The organism is Amycolatopsis kentuckyensis, assembly GCF_002155975.1.
Classification (GTDB): Bacteria; Actinomycetota; Actinomycetes; order Mycobacteriales; family Pseudonocardiaceae; genus Amycolatopsis; species Amycolatopsis kentuckyensis.
On the sequence record NZ_MUMI01000062.1, the window covers coordinates 1 to 17,070 of the forward strand.

Sequence of the window (17,070 nt, forward strand, 5' to 3'; positions counted from 1 at the left end):
CTGCCCGGTCGGCCGCGCGGTCCTGGCAGCGATGTTCCGCGCGGCCCGACTGGCCGCTCAACCACACCACGTCCGGCAGGGACAGAGCTGCCGAGCTCGTGCGGCGAATCCAGCCGGCCCCGCGACCAGCTGCGACGCCCACCTCCGCTCCGCCCGGGCTGGCCGACAGTGACGTCGATCGACACGCAACAGATCAGCGTTGCCATCAGCAGCCTCGACGGCTGGGCAGACACGCTGGAACAGCGCGCCCGGCCTGCTTGCCGATCTAAGACGACGTTGTCGAGCTCGTTCAGCACGTCGGAGACGTCGTCGACTCTGCCGTGACACACCCGCAACGGTCGGGCTGGCCCCGCTCCTTGATGATCTTTCCGTCCGACAGGTAGTAGAAGTTCATGGCCTGGACCGAGATCGTCCTCCCGCTGGCCGGGACTCCGAAGAACTCGCCTCGGTGCGTCCCGCGCATGGTGAACCGGGCGGCCACCGTGTTCCCCTCGGTGACGGTCTCTTCCAGCGTCCACCGGACATCCGGGAAGCCGGCGCGCATCATCGCGATCAGCTCCAGGTAGCCCCCGGGCCCCCGCAACGGTTGCGGGTGGCTTGGCGCGTGAAACTCGGCATCCGGGGCACGGATTCGGTGGACTGCGGCGACATGTCCGTCCGCCTCTCTTCCTGCACTTGCTCGCGATCCTCGGCTTCCTGGCCGAGCGGCCGTTGCCCGGACACGAACTGCGCCGCCGCGTCTCGGGGCTGATGGGCTACACCCGGCCGGTGAGCGACGGGAGCCTGTACCCGGCGATCAAGCGTCTTGCCGCGGCGGGCCTGTTGAAGCGGCGCGCGGACCCCGCGGGAGGTGCGGCCCGCTACCTGCTGAACGTCACCGCCGCCGGCCGCGCCGAGCTGCTCAGGCGGCTTCGCGCGCCGGCTGACCATGAGATCAGCGACTTCACGCGGTTCTTCACGATCTTGGCGTTCCTGTCCCTGCTGCCGGACGTCGACGAACAGCACGCGGTGCTGCGGCGGCGCCTGGAGTTCCTGGAGGCACCGGCGAGCTTCTTCTACGAGGGCGACCCTACCGACGCGGCATGCTGCTGACCGCCCGCGACCCGTCAGCTGATCGACCCCGAAAGTAGCCGCCCCATGCTTGCGTCCTGGTACGACCGCCAAGGCCCCGCCGCCGACGTGCTGTGTGTCGGCGAGCTGGCCGACCCCACCCCCGGCCCGGAAGAGGTCCGTGTTCGCGTCACCGTCTCCGGGGTCAATCCCGGCGACACCAAGAAGCGGCGCGGCTGGCTCGGCTCGTCGATGCCCTTCCCTCGCGTGATCCCGCACAGCGACGCCGCCGGGGTCGTCGACGCCGTGGGCGAGGGGGTGGAGGTACGCCGGTCTGGCCGTCCCGCTGCCCGGCCACCTCGGCGACGAGCTCGGCGCGGCCCTGGGCATCCCCGGCATCACCGCCCACCGCGCCGTGTTCGCCGACGTCCCGGTGGAGGGCAAGCTCGTGCTGGTGCAAGGCCGTCCTCGGCGGGGTCGGCTCCCTGGCCGCTCAGCTCGCTTGCTGGGGTGGGGCGAGGGTGCTCGGCACGGTCCGGCGCGGTGCGGACCTCGCCCAGGTCGACCCGGCGGTCGTGGCCGACGCCGTGGCGCTGGACCAGCAGGACCCGGCGGCGGCCATCCGCGCGTACGCGCCCGAGGGCGTGTACCGGGTCGTCGAGGTCTCCCTGTCCGACAACGCCGACCTGGACAACGCCGTGGTCGCGAACGGCGCGGTGATCGCCGCCTACGCGACGCGAGCGGACCGGACCGGGATCCCCTTCTGGAACCTGCTGTTCAGCAACGTCGTCCTGCGCCTGATCGGCAGTGACTCCACCGAATACTCGGGGTGGCTCAGGCTTCCGGCACGGGCCTGGCACCGACCGGGATCGGGGGACGGACGGCGGACTTCTGACGCGCCGTCAGGCGGCCCGAGAGGTACCGGGCCAGCTCCGCCACGGTGGGCCGGTCGAAGACGACCGTCGCCGGCAAGTCGAGGCCCGACACCTCCGTGAGGCGGGTGCGCAGCTCGATCACCGTCAGCGAATCGAAGCCGAGCTCCGGGAATGGGCGGTCGTCGGCGATCACCGTTGGGTCCGGGTGGCCCAGGACCGCCGCGACCTCCGCGCGCAGCAGCTCTCGTAGCTCCGGCTCGGGTGGGTTCGGCGGCCAGCCGGGCCGCACCGATGGCAGGCGGGCGGCCGCAGCGCCGGTCGGCGGGGCCATCGACGCCGACGGGTCGAAGCGGACCGGGACCAGGACCGGCTCGGGCGAGCCCAACGCCGCGTCGAACAGGGCCAGGCCCTGCTCGGCCGTCAGGCCCTCGACGCCGGAGGCGTTCATCCGCCGCCGGGCTGTGGCCGAGATGCGATCGCCGAGGCCGGTGCCCAGGTCCCACAGGCCCCATGCCAAGGACAACGCGGGGTGGCCGGCCGCCCGGCGGCGGGAGGCCAGCGCGTCCAGGACCCGGTTCGCCGCCGCGTAGTTGGCCTGGCCCGCCTTGCCGAACACGCCGGCCACCGAGGAAAACAGGATGAACGCCGTCAGCGGCAGGTCCCGGGTCAGCTCGTCGAGGACCAGCGCCGCGTCCGCTTTGGGGCGCAGCACCACGTCCAAGCGCTCCGGCGTCTGGGCCGCCAGCACGCCGTCGTCGACCACGGCCGCGCTGTGGATCACCGCCGTCAGCGGTGGGTCGCAGCCGGTGACCAGGCGCGAGACTGTCGCCCGGTCCGCGACGTCGGCCGCGACGATCCGCACGTCCGCGCCGAGTTCTCGCAGCGACGCGAGCAGTTCCGGAGCTCCGGGGGCCGCCGGGCCTCGTCGGCTCACCAGCAGGAGGTGGCGGATGTCGTGCGCCGTCACCAGATGCCGGGCCAGCAGCGCTCCGAGCGCTCCCGTCCCACCGGTGATCAGCACCGTCCCGGCCGGGTCGATCGGGCGCGCCGGTGCCGGGGCCGCGCGGGTGATCCGCAGGACGTGCGGCACTCCGTCGCGGATGGCGATCTGCGGCTCCGCGCTGCCGCCTGCCAGGTCGGCCGCGCGCGTCACCGGGAACTCCGGTTCGAGGTCGACCAGGCTGATCCGGCCCGGGTGTTCCGCCGCGGCCGCGCAGCCCAGGCCCCAGGCCGCCGCGGCCGCCGGGTCGGGGTCGGGGCCGGTGGCGTTGCGGGTGACCAGGAGCAGCCGGTCGGCGCTGCCCTGCCAGTCCTGCAGCACGGTGAGCGCGTGGCCGGCCGCTGCGCGGAGGTCGCCCGGAGCACCGATGATTTCGACGGTGCGGACCGGTTCCGTGGCTGCCGCGGGCGGGCTCGGGATCCACTGTGGACGGTAGAGCATCGTGTCGGGCGGCGCCATCGGGCGGGTCGTGAGCGAGGCGATCGCCGCCGTCGGGTTCCCCGCTTCGTCGTACAGCGTGACGCGGACCGCGCCGGTGCCGAGGCGGACGCCGTGCACCCTGGCCCGCCGGGCACCGGGCGCGTAGACCTCGACCCCGCTCCAGAGGAACGGCACCCGACGCTCGGCCGCCGGCCCCTCGGCGAGGGCGGTGGCGTGCACGGCCGCGTCCAGCAGGACCGGGTGCAGCTCGAACCGGCCGCCGACGCCCGGCGGCACCTCGACCTCGGCGAAGAACTCCTCGTCGCGCACCCACAACCGGTGCACCGCTCGGAAGGCGGGCCCGTAGGCGTGGGCGCGGTACGCCTCGGCGACGTCGGCTTCCGCGGCCCCGGCCGGCGGCCACTGCCCGCGCCAGCCGGGCGGGAGCGGGCCGCGGGGGCGGAGCTTGCCCCCGGCGTGCTTCCGCCAGTGCCGGTCGTCGCGGGCGCGGGCGTAGATGTCGATCCTCGGCTCGTCCACGACGACCTGGACGTGGACGTCCTCGTCCAGGCGCAGCGGGGCTTCGATCGCGAGTTCCTCGACGGCCGCGCCGCCCGCGTGCAGGGCCAGCTCGGTGAACACCGTCCCCGGCACCAGCACGGATCCGCCGACGACGTGGTCGGCGAGCCACCGGTGGCTGCGGAGGCCGAGCGAGCCTCCGTGCACGACCCGCGGCGAGTCGGGCGCTTCCAGCGGCGGGCCGAGCACCGCGTGGTCGCCGCCGGCCCGCTCCGGGGCCTGCTGGTCCAGCCAGTACCGGGTGCGCTTGAACGGGTACGTGGGCAACGGCGTGATCCGCGCGCCCGAACCGGCGAACACCGCGGGCCAGTCCACCCGCACGCCGGCCGTGTGCACCGCGCCCGCCGCGGCCAGCGCGCCGAAGCCCGACATCCTGGCCGCCGTCATGGGCAGGACGTCGGCGGCCAGGCGGCCGAGCGTCGGCGCCGGGCCGATCTCGAGGCCGATGGCCGGCCCGGGCGCGGCCGCCGTGTCGAGCGCGTCGGCGAAGCGCACCGTCGAACGAGCGTGCCGGCGCCAGTGGCCAGGCTCGATCTCCTCGACCGGTTCGCCGGTCACGCACGAGACGAGCGGGAGGGCGGGACGGTGGTGCGGCAATCCGGCAGCGACCTCGTGGAACTCGTCGAGCATCGGCTCCAGCAGCGGGGAGTGGAAGGCGTGGCTGACGCGCAGGAGCGTCCCGCCGCCGAAGCGATCGGCGAGCGCCGTCGTCGCGGCCCTCTCCCCGGAGAGCACGACCGCACGCGGCCCGATGACCGAGGCGATGGCGACGGCGCCACCCACGTGCGGAGCCACGTCCGCCTCGGCGGCCACCACGGCGATCATCACCCCGTCGCCGGGCAGCGCGGCCATGAGCCGGCCGCGCGCCGCCACGAGCGTCGCCGCGTCCGCCAGCGACAGCACGCCGGCGACGTGCGCGGCGGTGATCTCCCCGATCGAATGGCCCAGCAGGACGTCGGGGCGCAGGCCCCACGACTCGAACAACCGGTACTGCGCGACGCCGAAGGCGAACAGCGCGGCTTGGGCGTGGTCGGTGCGGTCCAGCGCTTCCCCGCCGGCGAAGGCGACGTCGCGCACGTCATCGCCCAGGGCTGTGCACGCCTCCTCGAAGGCATCGGCGAACACCGGGAACCGCTCGGCCAGCTCCCGGCCCATCCCGGCCCGCTGCGCGCCCTGCCCGCCGAACACCACGGCCAGCCGGGTTCCGCTCCGGACGGCCCGGCCGGGCACGCGCCCGTCGGCGACCGCTCGCAGGGCCTCCCGGTTCGCCGGGGGCACCAGCACGCGGTGCGCGAGCGGCGTCCGCCGGGCGAGGGTGTAGGCGACGTCGACGGTGTCGGGGGCCTCGGCCAGCCCGGCGGCGACGAGCCGGAGCGCGTCCCCGTCCGCGGCGCTGAGCAGCCAGGGCGCCGCGGGAAACGGCCGGCGGGCCGAAGAATCCGGCGGCGGCGCCTCTTCGACGATCACGTGCGCGTTGGTGCCGCCGATCCCGAAGGCCGACACGCCCGCCCGGCGGGCCCGGTCGGTCCGCGGCCAGGGCCGGCCCTCCGCCAGCAGTTCCACCCCGCCGGCCGACCAGTCGACGTGCGGGCTCGGCTCGTCCGCGTGCAGCGACGGCGGCAGGTGCTCGTGCTCCAACGCCGCCACCACCTTGATCACGCCGGCGATCCCGGCGGCGGCCTGGGTGTGGCCGATGTTCGACTTCACCGAGCCGAGCCGGAGCGGCGCCCGGCGCGGGCCCCGCCCGTACGCCGCCATCAGCGCGTCCGCCTCGATCGGGTCGCCCAGCGGGGTTCCCGTGCCGTGCCCTTCGACGGCGTCGACGTCCGCCGCGGTCAGCCCCGCGTCCGCGAGCGCCGCCGCGATCAGCGCCTGCTGGGCGCGTCCGCTGGGCGCGGTCAGGCCGTTCGACGCGCCGTCGGCGTTCACCGCGGTGCCGCGCAGCACGGCCAGCACCGGGTGCCCGTTCCGGCGGGCGTCGGACAGCCGTTCCAGCAGGATCACGCCGGCGCCCTCCGACCACGCCGTGCCGTCCGCTCCCGCCGCGTAGGACCGGCAGCGGCCGTCCGGGGACAGGCCGCGCTGCCGGCTGAAGGCCAGGAACGTCCGCGGGGTGGCCATCACCGTGGCCCCGCCGGCGAGGGCGAGCGAACACTCCCCGTCGCGCAGCGCCTTCACGGCCAGGTGCAGGGCGACCAGCGACGACGAGCAGGCCGTGTCGACGGTGAGGGCCGGTCCGGTGAGCCCGAAGGTGTAGGAGATCCGGCCCGAGGCCACCGCGTGCGAGGAGCCGATGCCCAGCCACGCCTCGAGTTCGTGGTGGGTGGTGAACCGGCTCGCGTAGTCCTCGTTCATCACGCCGACGAACACGCCCGTGTCGCTGCCACGCAGCGTCGAGACGTCGAAGCCGGCCCGCTCGAACGCCTCCCAGGACGTCTCCAGCAGCAACCGCTGCTGCGGGTCGGTCGCCAGGGCCTCCCGCGGGGAGATGCCGAACATCCCGGCGTCGAAGTCCGCGAACCCGTCGAGGAACCCGCCGCGGCGGGTCACCGAGTGCCCGATCCGGTCCGGATCCGGGTCGTACAGCTCCGCCACGTCCCAGCCGCGGTCGGCGGGGAACTCCCCCGTCGCGTCCACCCGGTCCGCCACGAGCCGCCACAGGTCCTCCGGCGAGCGCACCCCGCCGGGGAACCGGCACGCCATCGCCACGACGGCGATCGGTTCCCCGGACGGCGCCGGAGCCGCCCGCGTCGGCTCCTGGCGGGGAGCCGAGCCCAGCCGCGTCAGCTCGGCGATCACCGCGCCCGGCGTGGGGAAGTCGTAGATCAGCGAGTGCGGGACGGGCACGCCGGTCAGCGCGGTGATGCGGTGCCGGAACTGCACGCCGGCCAGGGAGGACAACCCGAGATCGGTGAACGGCCGGTCCCGCCACCCGTCGCCGCCGTCGTGCCCGCAGAGGGCCGTCAGCTCGGCTCGCACCACCGTGGCGAGATCGGGCTGCTTCAGGGCGTTCCGCCTCGGTTTGCCCGACGCGGTCCGCGGGATCGAGCCGACTTCGACGTAGGCCACCGGCACCTTGTGCAGCGAAAGCCGGCTGAGGCAGAGGCGGCGCAGTTCCTCGGCGTCGAAGCCGTCCGGCCCGGCGACGACGAACGCGACCGGCACTTCGCCGACGACGTCGTCGGGGCGGCCGGTCACGAGGACGTCCCGCACCGACGGCGCTTCTTCGAGCACCGCCTCGATCTCGGTCGGGTGCACGTTCTGGCCGCCGCAGACGATCACGTCGTCGACCCGGCCGGCCAGCACCAGCCGGCCGTCCTCGAGCCGGCCGGCGTCGCCCGTGCGGTACCAGCCGTCCTCGAGCGGCGACCCGGGCTGCCCGTGGTAGCCCAGCATCAATCCCGGGCCGCGGACGAGCACCTCCCCCGCGTCGATCCGGACGTCCATGCCCGGCACCGGGACGAGTCCCGGTTCGCCGGGCCGCTCCACGGCCACCTTGCCGCCCGTTTCGGTGCTCCCGTAGCCGTCCGCGAGGGGCAGGCCGAACAGCTCCCGGACCGCGGCGCGGGTCGACGGCGTGCACGGCGCACCGCCGGTCAGGCACAGCCTCGGGGCGACCACCGGGCCGTCGGCCTCCTGGCGGAGCCGCAGGTAGGTGGCCGGCACCCCCGCGAGCACGCAGCCCGGATACTCCGCGAGCAGTTCCGGCGAGCAGCCGTCGGCCAGGCGGGTGTGGGCGCCGAGCGCGATCGTGGCGGTGAAGGCGAGCGACAGGGCGTAGGCGTGATGGGTCGGCAGCGGCCACACCACGGTGTCCCCGGCCTCGATCCCGAACACGGGCACGTAGCAGGCGGCGGTCGACCACAGCATCGCCCGCTGCGAGAGGAGAACGCCTTTCGGGCGGCCGGTGGTGCCGGAGGTGTAGAGCAGCCAAGCCGGCTCGTCGAGCCCGAGGTCGTCCCGCGGCGGTCCGTCCGGCGCCGGCGGGTCCTCGACGAAGAGCACCCGCAGGCCCGGCCGCAGTCGTTCCGCCACCTCGGCGTGCCGCGCCTCGGTGATGAGGAGCGTCGCCCCCGAGTCTTCGGCCAGGTGGGCGAGCTCGGCCTCGGTCGACCGTGCGCTCACCGGGACCCCGACGGCCGCCGCCCGCAGCACCGCCAGCAGGGCGACGACGAACTCGAGCCGGTCGCCGACGTGGATCAGCACGCGATCGCCGCGGGCCACGCCGAGCCCCGCGGCGAGATCGGCACTGGCGCGGGACAGCTCACCGTAGGTCAGCGTCCGCCGGCCGTCGGAGTAGGCGGGGCGGTCCGCGGGGTGCGCGGACAACGCCGTCAGCAGCGGGCGAACGAACTCGGTCCGGATTTCCTCCACTGCTCCGGGTATACCGCAATCACCGCGGCTGCGTCGGCGGCGTGGTGCCGGTCCGTTCGTCCCCGTAGCTCAGCCAGGTCCCGATCGGGGGCCGCTGCCCGACACCCGGGCGGCTGTAGTCGCAGACGCCGTCGGGGAACGCCGCCCGCAGCCGCTTCTTCTCCGCAGCGGTGAAGGTGACCGCGTAGTCGCGGAAGTCCAGGGGCTTCAGCCGGCACTTCAGCACGTCGAGGGCCAGGCTCTCCCCCGCGACCATCCGGGTGTTGGCCGCGACCGGGTACTGCGCGCCGCACTGGCCGCTCGCCGGGTACGTCAGCTTCTCGGTGATCCGCGACGCCGCGGAGAGGTAGCACCCGTCGCCGAGATCGCCCGGCCGGTTCGCCAGCACCTTCTGCCGTCGGCTCCGGTGCGAACCGTCGGCGTCGATCGCGGTGAGCCAGCGGTCCATCGCGTCGAGCTCGTAGGCGCCGGCCGCCGCCACTTCGGCCGCGGTGGGGTGGTTTTCGATGATGACCTGGTTGCCCGCGGTGCCGTTGGCCCGCAGAAGCCGTTGCCGCAGCACGTAGGACCACTCGGTGGTGTGGATGTCGTTGCCGAACCCGGCGAAGTCGAGATCGGTCCGCTGGTCGATGATCGGCGTTTCCCGCAGGCCTTGCGACGCCGAGTTCACGAGATCCTCGGCGTACACCGTGGCGAGGGCCTTCGGATCGGCCGCGATCCGCTGCGGCACCGGCGTTCCCGTGTAGTCGAGGCCGCCGATGGCAGCGTTGAGGTCCACGAACTGGGCCGCGGTGATCGTCCCGGCCTTCAGCGCGTTCAGGCCGTACTGCACACCGGTGGTGTCCAGCGGGCTGCGCACGAACCCGGTCTTCGGATCCCGCCCGAGCTGGTTGACCAGCTGCTCGTTCGAGTTGCACTTCACCCCACGCGGGTTGGTGACCGGATCCCAGCGCGCCGACACCGGGATGGCCGCGTTGCAGCTGCCGGTCGCGGTGGCCCGGCTGGCGAACGTCTTGTCCCAGGAGACGCAGGTGTCGTAGCTGGCGAAACCCGCCACGGCCTGCTTCTGCGCCGCGGTGAACGACGCGCCCGGCCCGGCGAAGTACCGCTCCAGCAGGCGGCAGTCCGACACCGGGCCGCCCGTGCTCAGCGGGTCCGGGAACGAGACGCCGGGGATGATGCCGTCGACGATGCCGGGGTAGTTCTCCGCGATGTCGTACTGCTGGATCGCCCCGCCCGAGCCACCCCAGCCGATGGTGTGGGCGACCGGGCCGTAGGTCTCGACGAAGTGTTCCTTGACCATCATCGCCGCCTCGGCCGAGATGATCGGGCTGCAGTTGGTGTCGAGGACGTTCAGCGTCGAGGACGCGACCGCGAAGCCCCGGGCCAGGAACAGGTCGTTGACGACGCCGCCGGTCGAGGTGCCCTGGTGGTAGCCCGCGTTGCAGCCGCCGCCGAAGGTGTAGACCAGCTTCCCGTTCCAGCTGCCCTCCGGCGCGACGGGCGACGGCGTGCCGTCGTAAAGCGCCGCGATCTCGTAGACGGCGCGGTCGATCGTGCCGCGCTCGACGCGGACCACGTACGGCACCGCGCGGCCGCCGACGGTGGCCGTCGCGAGGTCCGCGGGCCGGGCCGCCGGGTCCGCCAGCGGCGCGAACGTCCCCGCCGTGGTCCGGTACTGGTAACTCACCTGGGTCGGCGCGCTGCAGAACGGCTGCGACGCCGCGGGGAGGCCGAACGCCGGGGTTTCGCAGTAGAACGGGAGCTGCTGGGCGCCGGAGAAGACGGGCCCGGTGATCGGGTGGTTCGTGACGCGCAGGTCCGCCCGCCGGTCCCGCGCCCGGGCGCTCAGGTCGTTGACGCCGTCGCGCAGGCCGGTCACCAGGCCGAGCAGGCTGCCGTCCGGCTGGGCGCGGAAACTCGAGGTGACGTCGTGGCCGTTGGCGCTGACGGTGACCCGCCCGGCCGGCGGGACGACCCTGACCAGGACCTGTCCCCCGCTCACGAGCGCGGGCCGCGGGTTCGACACGGTCTCGATCGTCAGCGGCCGGCCCGGCGAAGCGGCCACCGCCGTCGCGGTCCCCAGCAGGAGGACGGGCGCGGTCAAGGCCGCGACCACGACGGACGAACGCACAGCACGGTGTGCCACCAGACCCTCCGGTCGTTCGTGGCATCGCGTCGTCGCGACACCGGGCTACCGCCCGGTATAGCACCTGCGGCCCGGCCGGAACAACGGCCGGCCGGCGGTGCCCTCCGCGGAGGGCACCGCACGCTTCCCGCTAACCCACCTTCTTCTGCATCCGCTCCTTCTCGAATCCCGACGCCCGGGCCGGCCCGATCCGTTCGATCGCCGCGCCCCACTCGTCGCCCCGGCTGCCGCTCAGCCCGGCGAGGACGTCCTTGCACGCGGCCTTCCAGGTGTCCGGGCCGACTCCGGCGAGCCCGAGCGCGGTGGCCACCTCGGCCTGCAGCTGCTCGTCGATCAGCAGGTAGCCGTAGTAGAAGTACAGCGGGATCAACGACGGGTCCTCGGCGTTCAGCTCGACGACCGTCTTGCCGTTCTCCCGTGCGTAGGACTCGGCCTTCGCCATCAGCGCGCTGACCGGGCTCTCCCCGCCCGGCCACCTCGCGTTTTCCGCCTTGGGCTTGGCGATGATGTGGTTCAGCACCAGGTTCTTCCACAAACCGACTTTCATCACCGCGAGGACTTCGTCGTCGTGCGAGGCGACGAAGTAGTGCTCCTTCGCCGACGAAGGCCCGCCCAGTGCGCCGGCCATCGATTTGATCTCCTTGGCCACGTAGTCGCGATCGGTGTACCTCAGCTGCCGTTTCAGCTGGGCCTTGAGCACCCCCGGGGCGAGGTCGATCCAGGTCAGAAGAACCTTGACGACAGCCTCCCGGCCGTCGGCCGACACCTCGGTGATCTGCATGCGTGCACGTTCCTTCCACGCCCGAAGGCGTCGTCAGCGCGGATTCTCCGAACGAACTCCGAGCAGGGAGTCGCGCCGACGTTCCCGGTGTTACACCGGATTCGGCCGAAAGCGTTGCGGGGCAGCCGGTTTCAGCTCAACAGCCGAGTGCGCCACCCGGATGGCCGCCCTTCGCGAGCAACGTGAGCAGCCGGGCCACCTCGTCGCGGACCGCGTCCCGGCCGGGGGCCAGGTAGCGGCGGGGGTCGGTGACCGTCGAGTGCGACCCCAGTGTCGAGCGCACGGCTTCGGTGAGCACCTGGTTCAGCCGCGTTCCGATGTTGACCTTCACGATCCCGTTCGCCACCGCCCCGCGCAGGCCTTCGTCGGGCACGCCGGACGAACCGTGCAGCACCAGCGGTACCGGGACTTCGTGCGCCAGCGCCGCGATCAGCGCTTCGTCCAGCACCGCGCTGCGGTCGGCCATGGCGTGCGACGAGCCGACGGCCACGGCGAGGGAGTCCACGCCGGTCGCGGCGACGAACGCGCGGGCCTCGTCCGGGTCCGTGCGCACGCCGGGGGCGTGGGCGCCGTCCTTGCCGCCGATCTCGCCGAGCTCCGCCTCGACGCGGCAGCCCGCGGCGTGGCAGCGTTCGGCGACGGCCTTCGTCCGGGCCACGTTCTCCGCGTAGGGCAACGCCGCGGCGTCGAACATGACGGACGTGATGCCCAGGTCGAGCCCCTCCCGGATCAGCTGCTCGTCCTCGACGTGGTCGAGGTGGACGAGGACGGGCACGGTCGCGGCCTCGGCCAGCCGCAGGCAGGCGAGCGCGAACGGCGCGAGCGAACCGTGGTAGCGGACGGCGTTCTGCGAGATCTGCAGCACCACCGGGAACCCGCTGCGCTCCGCACCGGCCACGACGGCTTCGGCGTGCTCGATCAGGATCGCGTTGAACGCCCCGATCGCGCGCCGCTGCGTTCGCAGGTCGTCCAGCAGGGTGGCCCAGTTCATCGCGTCCTCTCCACTTTCACCGCGTCGATCCACCGGTTCCTCGCCGCGGCGTCGATCTCGCCGGCGACCGGCCGCAGCACCGCGGCGGCCGACGTGGCGACCACGTCCGCCAGCGCCGCCGGCCAGTCCACTTCGGACACTCCGGTCAGGTGCATGGCCAGTGCGGCGGCGCCCGCGTCGCCGGCACCGGCGGAGTTGCCGGTGACGACTTCGGCGGGCCGGGCGCGCCAGGCACCCTCGGCCGTGACGGCGATCGCGCCTTCGGCGCCGAAGGTCGCCACGACCGCGGGTGCTCCCGCGGCCACGAGGTCCCGGCAGGCGTCGGGCCCGGCCAGTTCCGCCAGTTCGTCTTCGTTCGGCATGAGCACCGCGCCGCTCCCCGCGGCCTCGCGGAGGGCGGCGCCGGAGACGTCGGCGATGACCGGCACGCCGTGCCGAACGCACAGCCGGACCAGCTTCGCGGGGACGTCGGCACCCAGCCCCTCGGGCACGCTGCCGGAGATCACGACGGCTCCCGCGCCGGTCGCGAGCTCGGCGCGGAGTGCGCCGAGGATGCCGGTTTCCGCCGTCTCGCCGGCCGGAAAGCCGTTCTCCTGCAACATGGTCGTGCCGTCGGTGCGGGTCACCACCGCCACGGTCCGCCGCACCGCGGGCAGCGCGGGGACGAGCCGGTGCGCGAGGCCCAGCCCGTCCAGCCCGTCCCGGAACTCGTCCGGCGTCCGGGTAGTGGTCAGGGCCAGCACCAGGCTCTCGCCGCCCAGTTCGCGGACCACGGCCGCGACGTTGACGCCCTTGCCGCCGGCGCGGGACCGGACGTCCGGCACCCGGACGGTCTCCCCCGGGCGCAGGGTGTCCACCCGGTAGGTCACGTCGATGGCGGGGTTGAGGGTGACCGTGAGGATCCGGGATGTCACGACTCGGTGGTCTTTTCCGCGTGGTACACCATCAACGTGGACCCGATCAGGGCCAGCACGATGCCCGCGAGCTGGAACCCGCTGGGTGTGGCGCCGAAGAACAGCAGCGACAGGACGACCGTCAGCACGGGAGCGAGCGCGTTCGTCACCGGCGCCACGATCGACGCCTTGCCCCGGCTCATCGCCATCACGAGGAACAGCGCGCCGACCGCGTTGAGCAGCTGCGTCCCCGCGGTGAGCGCGGGCGCCTGCCACGGGAACCCCAGCGGGAGCCCGCCCATCAGCAGCACGGCGACCGGGATCAGCAGCAGCCCGCTGACGGTCATCCAGCCGAACGTCGAAGCGTCGTCCACCCCGGCGAGCGCGGCCTTGCGCATGAAGAACGCCTGCACGCCCCACGCCACGCACACCAGGACGGCCAGCACCAGGTAGAGCCACCCGCCGCCACCGCCGTCCCCGGTGGAGACGGAGAACAGGACGACGGCGACGAGCGCGAGCACCACACCGGCCCACGACCACCCGCCGAGCCGTTCCCGCAGCGCGCCGAACGCCAGCAGCACGGTGATCGCGGGCGACAGCGCGACGATCGGGAAGATCACGTAGGCCGGCCCGATCGTCAGGGCCTTGAACAGCACGAGCTGGCCGCCCGCACCGGTGAGCCCGATCAGCAGCCCGTAGCCGGCGGCGACCCGGCCGCGGTCGAACTTCCGGCCGCGCAGCGAGAACCATGCGGGCACGAGCATGGTCAGCGCCCAGACCACGTACACCATCGGGTCGGGGTAGGCGTAGAGCTTGGTGGGCAGGCTGGAAAAGGCTCCCCACACGCCCCAGAACAGCACCAGCAGTCCCGCGTACGGGATCCAGGCGCGGGTGGACACCGCGGTTCCGGTCATTTCGGCTCCTCAGCGAGGCAGGGACGCGGTCGGGTGGACCTGCTCGGCCCGCAACGGGTGTCCGTGCAGGCGCGCCGCGTAGAGCGCGGCACCGATGTGCGGTTCCAGCAGCGGCGCCCGCAGGTCGTACTCCAGGGACAGCGCATCGCGGAACGACGACAGCACGTGCGCCGACCCGAACACGCCGCCGGAGTACGACACCGGAACCCGTTGCGCGGCCTCGAAACCGAGAGCACCTCGGCCGACGTCCACGAGCAGGGCGAGCTCGCGCCCGGCCTCCCGGAGCACTCCGGTGGCGACCGCGTCACCGGAGTCCGCGGCCCGGACCACGACCTTGCTCAGGTCCGCGATGCGGCCCCGGTCGCCGTGCCACCGGTTCACGACGACGTCGATCGCGTCGAAGTCGGCGGCGAGACCGAGAGCGTGACGCAGTTCTTCGACGAGCGGGCCGGCCGGCAGCCGCCCGTCGACCATGCGGCTGAACGCGTTCAGGCCCTGGATCGCGACCCAGTAGCCGGAGCCTTCGTCGCCGAACAGCTCGCTCCAGCCACCACCGCGCCACTGCCGGCCGTCGTGTTCGCCGTAGGCGATCGAGCCGGTGCCGGCGACGACGTTGATGCCGTCGACGGCACCCAGCGACCCGGCCCAGCCGCAGATCATGTCGTTGCCGCAGCGGTAGTTCCGCGTCCCGAGGATCCGGGCGGGTATCTCGTCGAGCACCGGCACGTCGGCGCTGATCTCCCCGTAGGCGGGCAGGCCGAAGAAGGCGTGGGTGATGTCCGCGAGCCGGATGCCCGCGGCCTGACAGACTTCGCCGATCCCCTGGCGCAACAGGGGTTCCACGATCTGCACGCCCTCGCTCAGGTAGTACACGCTCGCGGTCCGGGCTTCCGCGACGACCCGGCCGTCGGGACCGACCAGGCAGAAAGCCGTCTTCGTCCCGCCACCGTCGACACCGAGGAACACTTCAGCTCACCTCCGGAGCAGTGAAATCGTGGATGACCACGCCCTGCACGACGCGGTTCACCTCCCCGCCGGGGAACGGGTCGTCCGGGGTGACGCCCAGCGCGAGCGAGCACGCGAGCGCCGTGGTCTGGGCGGCGATGACGGCGAGCAACGCGTATCCGGCCACGGGCAGGCCGGGTGGCGCGAGCACGGGCCAGCTCCGCGCGCCCCCCGGGTCGGTGGCGTCGCCCACCACGACCACCCGCTCGTCGCCGAGCGACTGCACCAGCTCGTGCGCGATGTCCACGTCGTACTGCCGCGCGTGCGGATCGGTGGAGAGGAACACGACGGCGACGGTGCGCTCGTCGAGGACCGACTTCGGGCCGTGCCGGAACCCCAGCGGGGAATCGGCGAGGCCGACCACCTCGCCCCGGGTCAGCTCCAGGCACTTGAGCGCGGCTTCCCGCGCCAGCCCGCGCAGCGGCCCGGAGCCCAGGAACACCAGCCGGGCCGGTTTGGCGCCGGAAATCGCCGACGCGTGGTCCGCGGCATCGTCGAGCACGGCCGTCCCGGCGCGGGCCAGCGCCTCGACGTCGACGTCCACGCCGAAGGCGAGCAGGGCGGAGAGGGCCATCCCGGTGAACGACGACGTCATCGCGAACCCGCGGTCGTTGACCTCGTCCGGAAGGGACACCACGACCGCGTTCGCGGCGCCGGACCACCGCCGCGCCAGCTGTCCCTCCGGGTCGCACGTGATCACCAGGTGCCGCAGCTGGGGTGTCAGCCGGTGCAGCAGGTCCGCCGCCGCGACGGACTCGGGGCTGTTGCCGCTGCGGGCGAAGGACACCAGCAGGATCGGCCGGTCGTCCACGGTGACGGCGAGCGGATCGGCGACGATCTCCGTGGTCGCGATCGCCTCGACCGGCCGGCCCAGGTGGCGGGCGAGGTCGCGGGCCACGACCTCGCCGACGAACGCCGAAGTCCCCGCACCGGTGAGCACGATCCGCCGGCCGGGGTCGTCGATCAGCCTCTCGATTTCCGGCCGGGCCCGCCGGACGGCGGCCGCCACCCGGATCCAGGTGGCGGGCTGCTGCCCGATCTCCCGCGCGGTCCGGCTGTCGCCGGGCCACCACCCGCTGCTGTGCATAGGTGCCGCCTCCGATTTCCTGTCGTCCTCCCGGAGACTCATCCGCGCCCCGGCGCGGGGGCAAGGTCCGGTGTCCAAATGCGCATTCGGAGTGAGCGTTTCGCCGGCTGTCGTAGGCTCGGCCCATGGCCACGCGGAAACGGCGCACCACCCGGGCCGAACGGCTTTCGGAGCTGTTGCGGGTACTCGCGGACACCGGCTCGCTGCAGGTGGGCGAGCTCAGCGTGCGGTTCGGCGTCTCCTCCGCCACGCTGCGGCGCGATCTGGCCAAACTGGAGGAACAGCGGCTGCTGACCCGCACCCACGGCGGTGCGCGGCCGCGGGGCCGCACGACCGAAGTGCCGCCGCCCTACCGGGAAAGCCGGTCCCGGGACGCCAAACGCGCGATCGTGCACGCGGCGATCCGCACGCTGCCGGCCGGGCCGCACGTCATCGCCCTGACCGGCGGCTCCACCACGAGCGAACTCGCCAGGGAACTGCCGGGCCGGGCGGATCTGACGGTGGTCACGAACGCGCTGAACATCGCGATGGACCTGGCCCTGCACCCCCGGCTGAAGCTGGTCGTCGTCGGCGGTGTCGCCCGGCCCCAGTCCTACGAGCTGGTCGGCCCGTGGGCCGAGCACGTGCTGGCCTCGATCAGCGTCGGCACGGCGTTCGTCGGCGTGGACGGCATCGACGCGACGGCGGGCATCACCACGCACGACGAGAACGAGGCCCGGACCAACCGCGCCATGCTCGGCCGCGCCCAGCGGGTGATCGTGCTGGCCGACGGCAGCAAGCTCGGGCGGACCACCCTCGCCCGCATGGGGGACATCCAGGACGTGCACGAGGTCATCACCGACTCCTCCGCCGCGCCCGGCGCGGTCGCGGCGATCCGCCGGGCCGGGGTCCGGGTCACCGTGGTCGAAGCCGGGTCCGGCAAGGACCGGTGAAAACGCTCATCGCGAATGCG

11 protein-coding genes and 1 pseudogene are annotated in these 17,070 nt (G+C 73.6%); 3 read left to right on the plus strand and 9 right to left on the minus strand.

Translation table 11 applies throughout. The features are described from left to right. Window positions 1–289: 289 nt before the first annotated feature. Window positions 290–649: pseudogene (locus tag CCN39_RS06320) on the minus strand (ester cyclase); the annotation flags it as partial. 26 nt (window positions 650–675) lie between these two features. Between CCN39_RS06320 and CCN39_RS06325 the strand changes: the two are divergent. Further along, a complete protein-coding gene (locus CCN39_RS06325) occupies window positions 676–1,092 on the plus strand; it encodes a PadR family transcriptional regulator (RefSeq protein ID WP_208630159.1) in 417 nt (138 codons plus the stop codon). Between the two features lie 45 nt (window positions 1,093–1,137). Then, window positions 1,138–1,770, plus strand: coding sequence for an alcohol dehydrogenase catalytic domain-containing protein (locus CCN39_RS53005; RefSeq protein ID WP_434781087.1), 633 nt, complete (start codon window positions 1,138–1,140; stop codon window positions 1,768–1,770). Between the two features lie 114 nt (window positions 1,771–1,884). Here CCN39_RS53005 and CCN39_RS06335 read toward each other — a convergent pair whose 3' ends face one another. The 8 genes from CCN39_RS06335 to CCN39_RS06370 all read right to left on the minus strand — a co-directional run bounded on the left by CCN39_RS06335 (window position 1,885) and on the right by CCN39_RS06370 (window position 16,118). Beyond that, on the minus strand, window positions 1,885–8,298 hold the full coding sequence (locus CCN39_RS06335) for a beta-ketoacyl synthase N-terminal-like domain-containing protein (protein WP_086839289.1): 6,414 nt from the start codon (window positions 8,296–8,298) through the stop codon (window positions 1,885–1,887). Between the two features lie 19 nt (window positions 8,299–8,317). Next, the gene (locus CCN39_RS06340; protein ID WP_086839292.1) at window positions 8,318–10,447 is read right to left on the minus strand and encodes a DUF6351 family protein; all 2,130 of its coding nucleotides are present in this window, start codon (window positions 10,445–10,447) and stop codon (window positions 8,318–8,320) included. 130 nt (window positions 10,448–10,577) lie between these two features. Next, complete coding sequence (locus CCN39_RS06345) at window positions 10,578–11,228, minus strand: hypothetical protein (RefSeq protein WP_086839294.1); 651 nt, start codon at window positions 11,226–11,228, stop codon at window positions 10,578–10,580. Window positions 11,229–11,364: 136 nt separating this feature from the next. Beyond that, window positions 11,365–12,219 carry a class II fructose-bisphosphate aldolase gene (locus tag CCN39_RS06350; protein WP_086839297.1) on the minus strand — a complete coding sequence of 285 codons (855 nt, stop codon included), beginning with the start codon at window positions 12,217–12,219 and terminating at the stop codon, window positions 11,365–11,367. After that, window positions 12,216–13,133, minus strand: a complete 918-nt coding sequence (locus CCN39_RS06355) for a 1-phosphofructokinase family hexose kinase (protein ID WP_086839299.1) — start codon at window positions 13,131–13,133, stop codon at window positions 12,216–12,218. The genes CCN39_RS06350 and CCN39_RS06355 overlap by 4 nt, the downstream gene beginning before the upstream one ends. Continuing rightward, window positions 13,130–14,026: a DMT family transporter gene (locus tag CCN39_RS06360; RefSeq protein ID WP_086839301.1), complete on the minus strand. Its 897-nt coding sequence runs from the start codon at window positions 14,024–14,026 to the stop codon at window positions 13,130–13,132. The genes CCN39_RS06355 and CCN39_RS06360 overlap by 4 nt, the downstream gene beginning before the upstream one ends. Window positions 14,027–14,035: 9 nt before the next feature. Then, window positions 14,036–14,992 (minus strand): N-acetylglucosamine kinase, encoded by a 957-nt coding sequence (locus CCN39_RS06365; RefSeq protein ID WP_086839303.1) that lies wholly within the window; start codon window positions 14,990–14,992, stop codon window positions 14,036–14,038. A 1-nt stretch (window position 14,993) separates the two neighbouring features. Next, complete coding sequence (locus CCN39_RS06370; RefSeq protein ID WP_086839305.1) at window positions 14,994–16,118, minus strand: SIS domain-containing protein; 1,125 nt, start codon at window positions 16,116–16,118, stop codon at window positions 14,994–14,996. 125 nt (window positions 16,119–16,243) lie between these two features. Here CCN39_RS06370 and CCN39_RS06375 point away from each other — a divergent pair, with 125 nt between their 5' ends. Further along, window positions 16,244–17,050 (plus strand): DeoR/GlpR family DNA-binding transcription regulator, encoded by an 807-nt coding sequence (locus CCN39_RS06375; RefSeq protein ID WP_086839307.1) that lies wholly within the window; start codon window positions 16,244–16,246, stop codon window positions 17,048–17,050. Window positions 17,051–17,070 lie beyond the last annotated feature (20 nt).

What these genes read in the sequence shown, in the direction of transcription:
- CCN39_RS53005 (WP_434781087.1), top strand. Translation starts at nt 1,138, where the DNA reads ATGCTTGCGTCCTGGTACGACCGCCAAGGCCCCGCCGCCGACGTGCTG.
- CCN39_RS06345 (WP_086839294.1), bottom strand. Translation starts at nt 11,228, where the DNA reads ATGCAGATCACCGAGGTGTCGGCCGACGGCCGGGAGGCTGTCGTCAAG.
- CCN39_RS06350 (WP_086839297.1), bottom strand. Translation starts at nt 12,219, where the DNA reads ATGAACTGGGCCACCCTGCTGGACGACCTGCGAACGCAGCGGCGCGCG.
- CCN39_RS06360 (WP_086839301.1), bottom strand. Translation starts at nt 14,026, where the DNA reads ATGACCGGAACCGCGGTGTCCACCCGCGCCTGGATCCCGTACGCGGGA.
- CCN39_RS06370 (WP_086839305.1), bottom strand. Translation starts at nt 16,118, where the DNA reads ATGCACAGCAGCGGGTGGTGGCCCGGCGACAGCCGGACCGCGCGGGAG.
- CCN39_RS06375 (WP_086839307.1), top strand. Translation starts at nt 16,244, where the DNA reads ATGGCCACGCGGAAACGGCGCACCACCCGGGCCGAACGGCTTTCGGAG.